Raw genomic sequence first — 12,347 nt, forward strand, 5'->3', positions numbered from 1 at the left:
AAGGATGTGGGATGGCGCCCGAGGCCGAGGGATCCGAGACCGAACTCTCCACACCCGTTGACAACGACACCCTCGACGCCACGGTCTCCCCTGACGACGAGCCGACCGTCAGCCTCGTCGAGATCGAGCCGGGGCTGGCCGTGCTCTTCGCTGACCAGCCGCCTGTCGGCCTCGACGTGATCCCTTTCGAGATGATGAGCCCGCACGCGAACCAGGGCCTGACCGACAAGCTCTCGATGGCCTCTGGCATCGGCAATCTCGCGGCGCAGAGCGCACAGGGTGCGACCACGGTGCAGGGCCTGGTGCGTTTGGCGCCCGAGACATTGAAGGTGCTCAAGACGGCGCAACCGATGACGTCGGGCGGCTGGAACCTGGGTGCGCTCGTCGGGAGCAACGGCAAGATCGTCAACCTGGTGCGCTGGGCACCTGCGACAGGGGCGCAGGCCGCATCCATCCTCACCGCTCTCGGGCCAGCCGCCGCGCTCCTGGCGCTGCAGGTGCAACTGGCGTCGATCTCACGTCGTCTCGACGAGAACGTCCAACTCACCCGTGACGTTCTTCGGGCCCTGCACGAGGATCAGTGGACGACGCTGCTCGGCCTGCACGAGACGACGCTGCGCGCCGTGCGTGAGGCCCAAGCGGCCGGCGGCGTCAACGACCACGTCTTCGCCTCCATCGCGACCAGGGACGCAGACCTGCGCAAGCAGCGGCACCTCTTCACGTCGCTCGTCCGCCGGCACATCAAGGCGCTCGATACCGACGGGCAGAGCCGTCGAACCTACGTTCAGAAGAACGTCGACCAGATGCTCGCCGACGCGCACGGCATGCTCATGGCGGAGTGGTCCTGGTATCGCTTCCAGGTGTTGCGCGCAGGACACATCAGCCGCGACGAGGCGAATGCCGCCGAGAACGAAGGCCTGCTGGCCGAGTTGGTCGCCGAGACCCAGCGTGAGCACGCTAGAGCCATGGAGGACGTGGCGGATCTCCTCTCCGGTCTTGAACGTCAATGCCGTCTGATCGCCGAGCTTCCGGCCGAATTCAGTTTGCCGTTCACCGCAAAGCGCCAAGACATCAGAGACGCTGTTGCCATGGCCGAGGCGTTGGCCGAACGGGTGTCGGCTCTTCGCAACCGTGTGCACAGGCAGCCTGCTCCGCTGGATCCGCCCCTCACCGTATTCGCCGAGGCTGTGCCGGATGAGGTGCTGCGAATCCTCAGGTGGGTCGTGCCGGGCGAGGAACCCCTGCTGGCCATCGCCGATGTCAATCTCGACCGCCTCGTCGGCGAGGACGCCTACCTCGGCGTGACACCGGCACGTCTCTTCATCTCGGCACAGAGTTCAGTGCGCAAACAAGGCACGATCGAGCGCGAGTTCCCCCTCACGGACGTTCGGTACGTGCGGTTCCGCGAACGCGACAAGAGAGGCCCCGTACTGGACATCATCACCGTGGACGAGAACATCAGGCTCACCTTCGACGACTGGGCTGGCAAGGGGCAAGGGTTGGACGACACCCACCGGCTCGCCAACCTCTTGGCCGCAGCGATGGAGATACCCGAGACCGAGCGGCGTACCGACCCCCTGTTGAGCGGCGGTCTCTCGACTGATCGGGCGAACACCCGGCAGGTCATCGCCCGAGATGCGTGAAGGCCGCCCAGTTCAGCGGCGCGGCGTTGTCCGGGCGATCACACTGGGCAGCCAACTCGGCCGGCATGCCGTCGGGTGGCTGCCGGGCCGGGTCCAGCATCCACAACTGGGCGCGGTGCAGGGCGTCGGCGGGTTTGTGGCCCTCCTCGTACAGGAAGTGGTGTACGAGATACATCAGCAGGGACGTCCCCACGTCGGGCACCGACCACAGCGACCCGAAGACCGTGTGAGCGCCGGCGGCGAGGAAGGCGGTGGCGAGGCTGAAGGCTTCGTCATAGTCGGCCCCCACCAGGTTCGTGGTGCAGGCGGCCAGGAACACGTGGCCGAGGTCGAGCGCGGCGAGTCGGGACACCTCCAGCAGGTGGCGCGCGGGTAGCTGACCTCCGGCGAGCACCAGGTAGGAGTCCGCGGGCCGTACCGTGTCGACGCGCCCGTGGCAGGCCAGGTGCAACAGGGACGCCCCGCGCCCACCGACGGCTCTGATCCATTCGAGGACGCTGTCGGGGTGGGCGATCCGGTCCGGTCCCTCCTCGGGGCCGCCGAGGTACTGGCCCTCCTGGTGGAACCGCTTGTGGATCGCTCGCGCCTCGACGCCGGCGAAGGGCAGGTCGCCGAGCGGGTCCCCGACGACGAGTGTCGACCGGATCGCACGTGGCGGCCGGGCCGCTGCCGTACAGAGCATGCGGGCCGACGGGCTGTAGGACAGGACGAGGTCGTGTACGGCGTACCGCCTGCCTGTTGGGGTGTTCTGGTAGGCGGCGTGCCAGGGTACGAGCCCGAGGGCGCCCATCGGGATGAGCACCAGCCGCGGGGGCGCCGACTGGCGCGTTGACCGGGTCTCGGCGACGAGCCGGGCCATCGCCGCCCGCCACGCCCAGCGACAGAGATCATCCATTCGGGCCCCCACCGACGGCGGCATCGGCGCGCCGACCGGACCGGCGTCTCGTGGCCGGCTCTTCCGGGTGTCCGCTCCGCGTCCCGTCACGGCCGGACCCAGCGCAGCCTGGAGGAGCTTCTGCAGCGGTGATCCGTCGCCGACCACGAGATCGGGCAGTTCGATCACCTCGATCGTCCCGGTCGCGGGGACGATGGCCGCGAACCCCGGCACCGGACGCGCGGCCGGCACCAGGTAGACGAGCGCGTCCAGGTCAAGCTCGGCAAGCGCGGCGCGGATCTCCGCGACGGGCACCTGGGCCAGCGGGCCCTGCGCACTCGTACCCGCGTTCTCCAGGGCACGCAGGACGCGCGACCGTAGGTCGTCCGGCACCTCGCCGGCCGCGAAGAGCGCGCCGAGCGGGTCACCGGTGGCCTGATCGCGTCCCAGGCCCGCGGTCTGCCGCCACTCCTCAGCCAGGTCCGGGTGGCCGGCCTCCCGAAGCGAGTCGGCGATCGTGCGGGACGCGGTGGCGGCGTGCAGGACGAGACCCCGTCCGGCGTCCAGGGCGGTGACCAGGTCGTCGTCGGCCCGGTCCTGCAGGCACCACCGGACAACTGTCGTGGCGTCGGCGGCGGCCACTCGGGCGATGTCCATCGCGTGATCGGTGCCGGCCTGCAACAGGACCCGCCGGGCGTGGCCGTGCAGCGCGGCGAGTCCAAGGCGCCGGGTTCGGGCCCGATCCGGGTCGCCGGACCTGCGCAGCGCCTCGGCGTGGTCGCGGGTCAGATCGGTCCAGAGCGCGTTCGCCGGCCCGCCGGACTCGGCCGTCGCCGCTTCGAAGTGCGAGACGGCGCGGCCTGCGGCCGCCCGGTCGCCAAGCCGGCTCGCCGCGCCGAGTTCGGCCTGGGCGGCGACGGCCAGACTCACGAAACGAGCGGTGTGTCCGGGCTCCAACCGGTGCGCCAGGGCGGCGAGGTGGTCGGCCCACCTGCGCAGCAGCGGCAGGTCCCCACGTCGTAGCGCCGCGGCTACCTGGGTTGCGCCGACAAGTACCGTCACACCCAGTTCCCGATGCGTCAGCTGCCTGGCCGGCAGTGGCACGGGTGAGCGTGGCCGCACCTCTCCCCTTCCTGTTCCTACCGTCACCATGTCGTCAAGGACGCGCATGGCCAGTCGATACGACGTGTCGTTCTCGAACGAGGATCCGAGTCGACGCGCCAGCGCCCCGGCGTGTGCGATCGCCCTCCGCAGACCGACGACATCACCCTGCCGCGCCCGCTGGAACGCCACCATGGCGGCTGCCCACACCCGCCACTCAGCGGCGAACGGGTCCTGCGGCCGACCGTCGACGACCCCGTCCGTCGTCAGGTTGCCGGCGGCGCGAGACCCGCGCAGATCTCCCAACTGGGACGCACGAGTTTGCAGGGCGAAGGAGAGCAGCGCCGGTATCCGGTCGCCGCTGACCTTGCTGAAGCTCTCGTCCCGCCCAGCCCGCAGCAACGCCTCCACGGCCGTGTTCGAGTCCCCCGTCGCGGAGCTGGCGTTGGCGGCCTGCTCCACTATCCCCTCGGCCATGTCGAGAAACCCCGCGAGGCGCGGCGGAGCGTCGGCGCCAAGCGCTCGACCCAGCGTGATCAGGTGGCGCAGTCTCGGCAGGTCGAGCGCGTCTTCTGCCTCGCTGAAGCGAGCGAAGTCCGCGTAGACCAGCACCGTGGCGAGATGGACACGTGCGCGGGTCGTCGCGGACCCGCGGTTGTCCAGCACCTGGTCTGCTTCGTCAAGCGCGGCTACCAGGTGGTCGAGGCTTGTCTGCGCTGCGGCTGCCTCCTGGGCGGCGTCATACTCGAGCACTTCTGTGGCGAGGACCAGACGCGTGGTGTGCGCCGCCAGGACGTCGTCGTCGGTGCCCGCAGCGGCGAGGGCGTGTTCGACAGCGCGGGCGGCGGCGTCGCGGCTGGCCTGGCTCCGGGCGAGCTGCCAGTTCAGCCGGTGGGTCTCGGCGAGCTGCCGCCACCCGGGCGCCTGGTGCCCGATCGAGGGTAGGGCCTGCTCCAGCAGGGTGACGGCCTCCGCGAGGCCGCTCGGGTCGCTGGCGTGTTCCGCACCGCTGCGCAGCAGCTCGGCGAGGGTGACCGCGACGGTCGGATCCGCGTCATCCTCGGCGACGGTTCGCCAGCTCCCGATCGCCTTGTCGAGGTCACCGGAATCTTCGCCGAGGTCCCACAGCACCTCGCATGCCGTGGCCCGGCAGCGGTGCAGGCTGAGCCAGCCGGGCTGCCCGGGCCCGCAGGCGTCGATGCCACGGTCTGCCACGGTGGCGGCCAGCTCCACACTCCTGGGGTCCTCCCGCAGTCCGGCCATGTCCAGATGGGCCGCCGCCAGGTCGGCAGAGGCGGTGGCGTACCCCGGAGTGAGGTCCGGTGGCAGCTGCGCGAGGGCGGCCGAGAGGACGTCGATGCCGTGCTCCAGATCCTGCTCCCGCTCGCCGCCGCAGTCGTACCGGGCCAGGAGCGCCATCCCGCGAACCATCTGCACGTACGCGGCGAGATCGGTGGCCGTGGCGCTCACGCGAATGGCCTCGATCGCGGCCACCACCTCGTCCGCGTCCGCCGCGGCGGCCTGGGGAGGTCGCCCGTCGTCCAGGCACCGCCCCAGGAACCGGTCCCAGGTCGCCTCGAGCAGGTCCACCGCCACGAGGTCACGCTCGGGATCATCGGCCGGCCAGCCCTGATAGGCGGCGGTCAGATGACCGATGGCCTGGTCGTGGTCGGTCGAACGCGCACCGAGGCGTGCCCGTTCGGCATGGGCCACGCCGAGCCCCGCGTGCCAGAGCACCGTCTGATCGTGGTGTGCTGCGCCGTCGATCGCGCGGTCGAGGTGCGCGATCGCGACGGTGAGGAGACCCTCGTCCGGCTCCGCCTCGTACCACTCCAGGTACGCCTGCCCGAGCATCCCGGTCAGTTCGGCGAGGTCCACGTCGGGCGGCGGGTCCGCGATGAGCGCGATCAGGTGGGCGACCCACTCGTCGAGGGGCACACTGTTCGTGCTGTCCACGGTGGTCACCCGCTCGCGCTCACCTTCTCGTCCCGGGCCGCCGGCACCCGTGTCACCACCGGCACCGCGAGGGTGACCCAGTCGCAGGCGCTGTCCGCGGTGCCCCCGGCGTCGCGGTGCACGGCGGCCAGACCCAGTCGACCCAGCAGGCCGGTCACGGCGAGCGGTGCCCGCGTCCGGCCGGGCCAGGCCTCGTCGACCGCGGGCAACTCGAACGGCGACGAGCTGAATTCCTTCTCCGCGGCAAGCAACACCAGCCAGTCCTGGGTGGTGGCACCTTCTTCGACCGGCGTGCCGACCGGGAGCCGCAGCTCGACGGGCCGCCCGTACAGCGCCGCGCCGACGCGACCGGGCGCGACCTGGGCGCCGGGGAAGAGCCCGGCGTGGACGCGGTGTTTCTCCGTGATGTTCAACAGTACGTAGTACAGGGGGCGGTCACTGTCGTTGCGGAGGCGTACGAAGATCGTCGGCGGTACCCAGCGCCCGTGCTCCTGCCGGTACCGCAGGTGCACGGCGCCGTCCTCGCTCGGACGCAGCGCGGGTCTGTCCAAGGGTGCGGTGAGCTCGCCCGGGAACGCGTCGACAAGCTCCACGGATACCGCGTCGACAAGCGCGGAGAACGGATTCACCAGAGCTTTGACCCGACGAACTCGGGCCAGGTGCTCAAGTGCCGCCGCGACCCGACGGCCACCGTCACGCTGAACGTCGGTCATCTCGTCGCAGAGCGCGGTGCCCTCCCCGTCGCGGATCCGCACCCGGCCCGGCTCGCGGACGTCGATGACCAACTCCGGCGTCCGCATCTCGTGACTGCGCGCCGTGCGCAGATGAGGAGACGGGCCGCCACCGGGCCCCAACGTCGCCAGCGCCGCCAGCACCTGATCCCCCGTCGGCGCGTGTTCGCCGTCGACACCGACACTGACCGCCGGGGTGGGCACCCGGCTGACGACGACCGGGTACTGGAGATCCTCGTCGGGCTCCCAGCCGAGCGGTCGGACGACGCTGCGCTCCGGGTGGACCCGCACCACGCGCGCCTCCCGCAACTCCGGGCCGGGTACGGCCACCCGGACGTCGTCGTTGTCGGGACCGACCGACAGCCCGTGGCAGGAGCCGGCATCGATCTCCCAGTCGCCCCGGGCGCGCCGCATCCGCATGCCGGTCGCCGACGGCGTGATCCGACCGCCCAGGAACGGCTGGTCCGCGATGCCGGGAGTGACCGGCTGCAACTGGGGGACCTGTTGGTAGGCATGCCGTTCCACGTCGCACCGCGCGGCCGTCAACAACTCGCGGTAGGTCGCCGACGGGCCGAGCCGTCGCATGGCGCTCACCAGGGACCAACTGAACAGGCCGTGCTCTTCTCCGTCGGCCCACGTCTCGACGGCCGACTCCGCCGACGCGCAGGCGGCCAACTCGACATGCTCGACCGGGGGCAGGGCGGCGAGGCGGCGTAGCTCCGGCAGCAGCGAATCGATCTTCGGGGCGGTCGTCAACGGCGGCACGGCCCGAATCGTGTCGCGGGTGACGCCGAACGAGTGACAACTGTCGGCCACGACGACCACGTGACACCCGGTCACGGCGATCCCGCTGAGCAACAGGGACAGTTCCTTGTCCCAGAGATCGGCCACGTCGCCGTGGCGGCTGTCGTGACAGAGCAGCGTCTGCATCGTCCCGCTCGGCTCCAGGTGCCACAGCCCGTCGGGGACCTTCGCCCGCGACCCGTGGCCGCTGAACCAGAACAGCGCGGTGTCGCCCGGCCCGGCCTGGCCCAGGTGGTCGCGTAGTCCGGTGACGACCGCGTCCCGGGTGGCCTGCTCGTTCTTCAGGACGCGGAGGTCCGGTCGCCCGTGGCCCCGGACACGGACGCGCAGGAACTCCTCCACCACTCGCACGTCGTTGCCGCACCCCTGCAGCGGCGAGGCGGCCAGATAGCGATCGATCCCGACCAACAGCGCGAACACCCGCCTGGTCATGTCGCGTTCCCGGTCGGAACGTGCAACCAGCTGTGCTCGACGAACTGCTTCTCGGGCAGGTCGACGGTGACCTCGGTGAACGCGTCGGGCAACGGCGGCAACGCGGAGTGCCGGATGACGTCCCGGTACAGCACGTCGGGGAGGCCGAGGACGTAGTCGACGCCAGGGTTGTCCCGCAGCGCCGCGCGCAGTGGAGGGCTGTCGAGGATCCGGTGCACAGCTATCGCCGCGGCACCGACCCAGCCACTGTCGGCCGGCTTCATCAACCCCCGGTGCAGGGCGACGCGCAGCCGCACCCGCTCCGCCGGACCGAGACCGATGTTCGTTCGGCGCAGGGCGTCGGCCAGGCCACCCACCAACCGCGGGATCACCGTGGACTCGTCGATGCCGACGGGCAGGACGGCGAACTGCCCGTCGCCCTGGGCCTGCACCGCCACCGCCGATTCGTCGAGACCGGCGGCACGACGCGCGTCGGCGAGCGCTCGTACCAGCCAGGACTGGGTGCGCTCGGCCAGATGGTTCGGTCGCTGGCTGTAGCTCGCCACGTCCGCTGCCATGCAGAGGCGCACGGCAGCGCTGCTCGCTTCGACGTGTCCCGGTAGGGCCTCCTGGAACACCACGGCGTCCCGGAGGGTCGCCTGCCGTCGGATGGCCCGGTCGCGCCAGGTCCCCAGCGTCTCGACACGCAGTCCGATGCGCCCGGACAGGACCGTCACCGACGCCGGCACCTCGACGAGCGCGTGCATGCCGTACGTCAGCGGAAGGAACATCCGCCCGGACGGGTCGGCGTAGGTCCAGCCGAATCGGTGCCGGTGCATGCCGAAGGACCAGGCCCGGGGGCGACCGGCTCGCGGGGCCATCCGCGCCAACCAACCCGGCCGGGCGACACCAGCCAGGACCGCACGGTCAGCCGCGACGGTGACCGGGCGCGGCGGGCCCTGACCGTAGGTCAGCCCGAGCGCCCCGCCGTCGCTGTCCAGCCGCACAGCGACCGCGTCCTCGGTGTCGAAAGCGATCTCGAAGCGGACCGACGTGTAGCGCCGGCCGTCCGCCAACTCGTCCAGGTCGAACGCGGCCAAGAGGCCGAAGTATCGACGTCCGGACACCTCGGCACGCAGCCTCAGCGGCTTCGGCAGATCCTCCCCCGCCACCGGAAAGAGCAGCGGACGACCGCAGGTGACCCCCGTGGGCCCGAACGACGAATCCGGTTCGTCGGGATCCCGGTTCTGGCTCGGTCGCAGTAACGAGCGAGCCAGGACGTCGGACGCCCGCAGCGGCTCGTCCTCGGGCAACGCCCAGTCGTCCCCGGTCATCTGTCCTCCAGCTCAGTTGGTCGATCACTATCCGGCGAGATCGGATCAGTAGTGGCGGATCAGCTGACTGACCGAGTCGTCCATGCCGCGCCTGTCACGCCGGCGTTACGACCGATATCCCGGTCACCGTTCCGCGCCCGTTACGACCGAGCACGTCCATACCAATTGGCGAGGAGCCCGATCATTACCGACCGACCGCACGGCCGAACAGGTCTGTCAGCCAGCCGACAGGCGAAGCATTCGGTCGGGTGGGCGATCCCTCGCCCTTTCGTACACATCTTCATAATCCCCCGGGTCGCCGGCGGAAATCCCGTACTAATCCGGGATCGCGCGGCCGGGCAGGTGCGAGAGTCGGACGCGTCGGCGTACGCGAGGGGGAGCCAGTGGGAGCACGAACGTCAACAGGCCCACCACGATCGTTGGTCGGTGCCGCGACCGTCCACCATCGAGCCGTTGCAGGCCGCAGCCCGGTGCCCCAGACTTGGCGGATCATCAGGGGTGTCGGCGGGCCGGGCGAGGTGGCGGTGGACGGTGTCGTACGACGCTCGGACGCGCCACCCGCGCGAGGATTCCTCGCCCGACTGCCGAGCGCCATCCGCGAGGAACTACTCGGCCGCGGCCACGCCTGCCGCTACGAGCCGGGCGACCTCCTGCTCCTCGAGGGTGGCACCGACACGTACGTGATTTTCCTGATCAGTGGTTTCGTGAAGGTGACGAACAACGTGGAGGGCGTGGAGGCGTTGGTCGCCATTCGCGGCGCGGGCGACCTCGTCGGGGAGTCGGCGGCCCTCGCCGATCTGCCCCGCATGGCCAGCGTCACCGCCTGCGGCGTGGTGACCGGGTGCCTGGTCACCGCCGAGGCCTTCCGCCACGTCCTCAACCGGCATCCCGAGGCCGCCCGGCTGGTCACCACGACCGTGGCCGAGCGACTGCGCTGGGCCAACCAGCGCCGCGCCGACTTCGTCGCCTACCCGGTGGAGATGCGGGTGGCCCGGGTCCTGGCCGAGATCGCCCGCACGCACGGACGGCAGGCTGACGACGGCAGCGTGGTCATCGACGTGCCGTTGAGTCAGCCGGAGTTGGCGACAATGGTCGGCGCGGCGGAGGCTACCGTCCACAAGGCGTTGCGAGCGCTGCGGAAGGCGGACCTGATCCGCTCCGGTTATCGCCGTATTGCGATTCTGGATCCGGCTGCCCTGCGGCGGATGGCCAACGAGCCTCCCGACCGGATCTCGTAGCCGAACGTTCGTCCGGGTCGCATGATCGGTGCTGGACCGACCCCACTTTCGATATCCGTTCGGTCGAGCCTTCGACACCTTTGGTCGACGCGACGACCGCTGCACCGCGGCAAACATTCATAACGTCACATTGAGCACCACGAACCTATCCCTATTCATGCCTCCTCCATGCCGCACATCCCAGTACCGTGCACGGGATCGGCCGGGAAGAGAACGTCGCCGCTGACCGATCCTCCGGATCCGCATGGCGGTCACCTCCCCTACTCGTCACGTGGACCGGAGACAATGACTGATCTGAGCGGCCTGCACAGGCAGATTCACCGCACCCACGAGCTGGTCGCCTCCCTGGGGCAGGCCATCGGCCAGGTCGACACCCGGGTCGGCGTCCTCGGGCAGAAACAGGAGGCCGCCCGGAGCGATCTCCTCCAGCTCCGGGCGGATTTCGCGGAGTTCGTGGAGCAAGCCCACCGAGACGCACGTGTCAGCGACGCCAACCTGAAGATCCTCAAGCTCAAGGGCGAGCTGGAGCACCAGTTCGGTCACCACGACGTGGTTCGTCGCACAGCGGTGGGCATGCTGCAGGCGTTCGACCTCGGGCTGGTGCGCGAGGAGACGGTCCGTGCCATCGGTGAACAGCTGATGGTGCAAACCCCTCGGTACTGGCTCGCCCCGGTGCTGGTGGCGCTCGCGGCGTGGTCGGGAGACGACCCGGACCGGTGCGTCCGAGCGGTGGAGGAGGCGTACCGGCGGTCGCCGGGCCACACGTCGCTGTTTCTGACGCTGGTGCTTCGACGGCAGGGGCGACGATCCAGCGCCGTGCGATGGCTGGAGCACTACCTCGAGGCGCAGGACCCGGCGGCACTCCACCGCGAGTTCGCGGTCGTTCTGGAGGCGGTCGCCCAGGGCGCCTTCGGCCCGGGTGGCCTGGAGGTCGTCCGGGGCCGGGTCGACGGCTGGCACCGCCTCCTGCTGGACGACGAGGCCGTGACGCTCGCCCAGGTCAACCGCTGGCGTCGGGAGATGGAGACACACGTCCAGCCCGACGCGGTCGCGAACGACTTCCCACGCCTGGCCCAGGCCTCGCCGGAATGGCCCCAGTTGCACCGCGCCCTGGCCTGCGCCGAGGCACACCAGTCGATCGTCGACAGCTACCGCGAGTTGATGAACGCGGACGTGCCGCCGAGCAGCGGCATCGAGGATGCCATCGACGACATCCTCGATCAGTTGGTCGAGGAGTACGACTTCGAGGAACTGCCGCTACGCCGGGAACTCGTGGTCAACGAGGCGATCGTCGCGGCCCGCGGCAGCCTTACCGAGGCGCGGGCGGTTGAGCGTGAGTCCACCGCCCTGAACGACACACGGGACTACCTCACCATCCAGACGGAGTCGGCCCTCAATCCCGACGAAATCGGCGTGTCGACGCAGACCCAGCGGCTGGCGGTGGCCTTCTGCCATGACTGGATGAGCACGTCCCACGCGGCGTTCACCCGCGACTACCGCGTCGGGCTGCCCGGCGTGGTCTCGGTGACCTTCGACCTCACCGACAACCTCGGCCTGCCCGGGCTGCGGCTACCGCGGTGGACCGGCTCCTTCGATCAGCCGGTGAAGGTCCTGGAGCAGTCCCTGAGCGCGCACTGGAACCGACACACCGAGCGGTTCCTGAGTGGCCTCACGTTCGAGTGGCACAAGCGTGTCGTCGCGCCGGCGGTGGTGCTCCTCCTCGTCCTGCTGGTCGTGTCCGTCGTCGGCGTTCTGTGGTTGGGCATCCTCGTGACGCTCGGAGCTGGCGTGATCTGGGGCCTGGTTCTCAAGTCGCAGGCCGACGACGCGGCCGAGGAGCAGCGGAAGGCCCGCGAGCGCGTGGCGCGGGCCACGAAGAGGTCGCTGGTGGAGCTGCGAGCCGCCGGTGCGGAGCTGAGCGACTGGACGAGTCGGTTCAGCGCGGCGGACGCCAAGGAGGCGGACGTGAAAACCCTCATCGCCGATCTCGCCACGATCGGCGCCCCGAGCAGCCCGTACGAGCGGCGTGTGGTCGGCCGCCTTGAGGAGGCATGACATGACAGCTCAGGATCCAACGACCGATGCCGCGTCCGACGCGCCGGAGGAGGCCGGGGCGCAAAGCGTCCCGTGGGCGCGTCAGCCGAACCCGGCGAGGCGCCGAACGACGAGTCGCGCCCGACAGATCGTCGAGACGCTTCCCGACTGGGAGCCGATGCCGCCGGGTGTGGCCGTCCGCCGGCCCCGGCAGGACTGAC

The 12,347-nt window shown here is 70.4% G+C and carries 7 protein-coding genes; 4 read left to right on the forward strand and 3 right to left on the reverse strand.

Going from position 1 to position 12,347, the window contains the following annotated elements; all coding sequences use genetic code 11:
• The first annotated feature begins 11 nt into the window (after nt 1-11).
• Nucleotides 12-1,643, forward strand: coding sequence for a hypothetical protein (locus ACGFH8_RS25820; RefSeq protein ID WP_393371698.1), 1,632 nt, complete (start codon nt 12-14; stop codon nt 1,641-1,643).
• Here the strand turns inward: ACGFH8_RS25820 and ACGFH8_RS25825 are convergent.
• From ACGFH8_RS25825 to ACGFH8_RS25835, 3 genes are read right to left on the reverse strand one after another with little or no spacing between them, the layout of a single operon-like run.
• On the reverse strand, nt 1,624-5,583 hold the full coding sequence (locus ACGFH8_RS25825) for a CHAT domain-containing protein (RefSeq protein ID WP_393371700.1): 3,960 nt from the start codon (nt 5,581-5,583) through the stop codon (nt 1,624-1,626). The two genes, ACGFH8_RS25820 and ACGFH8_RS25825, sit on opposite strands and share 20 nt — an antisense overlap.
• Nucleotides 5,580-7,541, reverse strand: coding sequence for a caspase domain-containing protein (locus ACGFH8_RS25830; RefSeq protein ID WP_393371702.1), 1,962 nt, complete (start codon nt 7,539-7,541; stop codon nt 5,580-5,582). Before ACGFH8_RS25830 ends, ACGFH8_RS25825 begins: the two co-directional genes overlap by 4 nt.
• The gene (locus tag ACGFH8_RS25835) at nt 7,538-8,854 is read right to left on the reverse strand and encodes a hypothetical protein (RefSeq protein WP_393371705.1); all 1,317 of its coding nucleotides are present in this window, start codon (nt 8,852-8,854) and stop codon (nt 7,538-7,540) included. The genes ACGFH8_RS25830 and ACGFH8_RS25835 overlap by 4 nt, the downstream gene beginning before the upstream one ends.
• A gap of 470 nt (nt 8,855-9,324) precedes the next feature.
• Here ACGFH8_RS25835 and ACGFH8_RS25840 point away from each other — a divergent pair, with 470 nt between their 5' ends.
• The 3 genes from ACGFH8_RS25840 to ACGFH8_RS25850 all read left to right on the forward strand — a co-directional run bounded on the left by ACGFH8_RS25840 (nt 9,325) and on the right by ACGFH8_RS25850 (nt 12,346).
• On the forward strand, nt 9,325-10,092 hold the full coding sequence (locus ACGFH8_RS25840; protein WP_393371707.1) for a Crp/Fnr family transcriptional regulator: 768 nt from the start codon (nt 9,325-9,327) through the stop codon (nt 10,090-10,092).
• Between the two features lie 285 nt (nt 10,093-10,377).
• Nucleotides 10,378-12,147 carry a hypothetical protein gene (locus tag ACGFH8_RS25845; RefSeq protein WP_393371709.1) on the forward strand — a complete coding sequence of 590 codons (1,770 nt, stop codon included), beginning with the start codon at nt 10,378-10,380 and terminating at the stop codon, nt 12,145-12,147.
• A gap of 1 nt (nt 12,148) precedes the next feature.
• Nucleotides 12,149-12,346, forward strand: coding sequence for a hypothetical protein (locus tag ACGFH8_RS25850; RefSeq protein ID WP_393371710.1), 198 nt, complete (start codon nt 12,149-12,151; stop codon nt 12,344-12,346).
• Nucleotide 12,347: the final 1 nt, after the last annotated feature.

The organism is Micromonospora sp. NPDC049175 (genome assembly GCF_043197345.1).
Taxonomy (GTDB): Bacteria; Actinomycetota; Actinomycetes; order Mycobacteriales; family Micromonosporaceae; genus Micromonospora.

What these genes read in the sequence shown, in the direction of transcription:
- ACGFH8_RS25830 (WP_393371702.1), bottom strand. Translation starts at nt 7,541, where the DNA reads ATGACCAGGCGGGTGTTCGCGCTGTTGGTCGGGATCGATCGCTATCTG.
- ACGFH8_RS25845 (WP_393371709.1), top strand. Translation starts at nt 10,378, where the DNA reads ATGACTGATCTGAGCGGCCTGCACAGGCAGATTCACCGCACCCACGAG.
- ACGFH8_RS25850 (WP_393371710.1), top strand. Translation starts at nt 12,149, where the DNA reads ATGACAGCTCAGGATCCAACGACCGATGCCGCGTCCGACGCGCCGGAG.
- ACGFH8_RS25835 (WP_393371705.1), bottom strand. Translation starts at nt 8,854, where the DNA reads ATGACCGGGGACGACTGGGCGTTGCCCGAGGACGAGCCGCTGCGGGCG.
- ACGFH8_RS25820 (WP_393371698.1), top strand. Translation starts at nt 12, where the DNA reads ATGGCGCCCGAGGCCGAGGGATCCGAGACCGAACTCTCCACACCCGTT.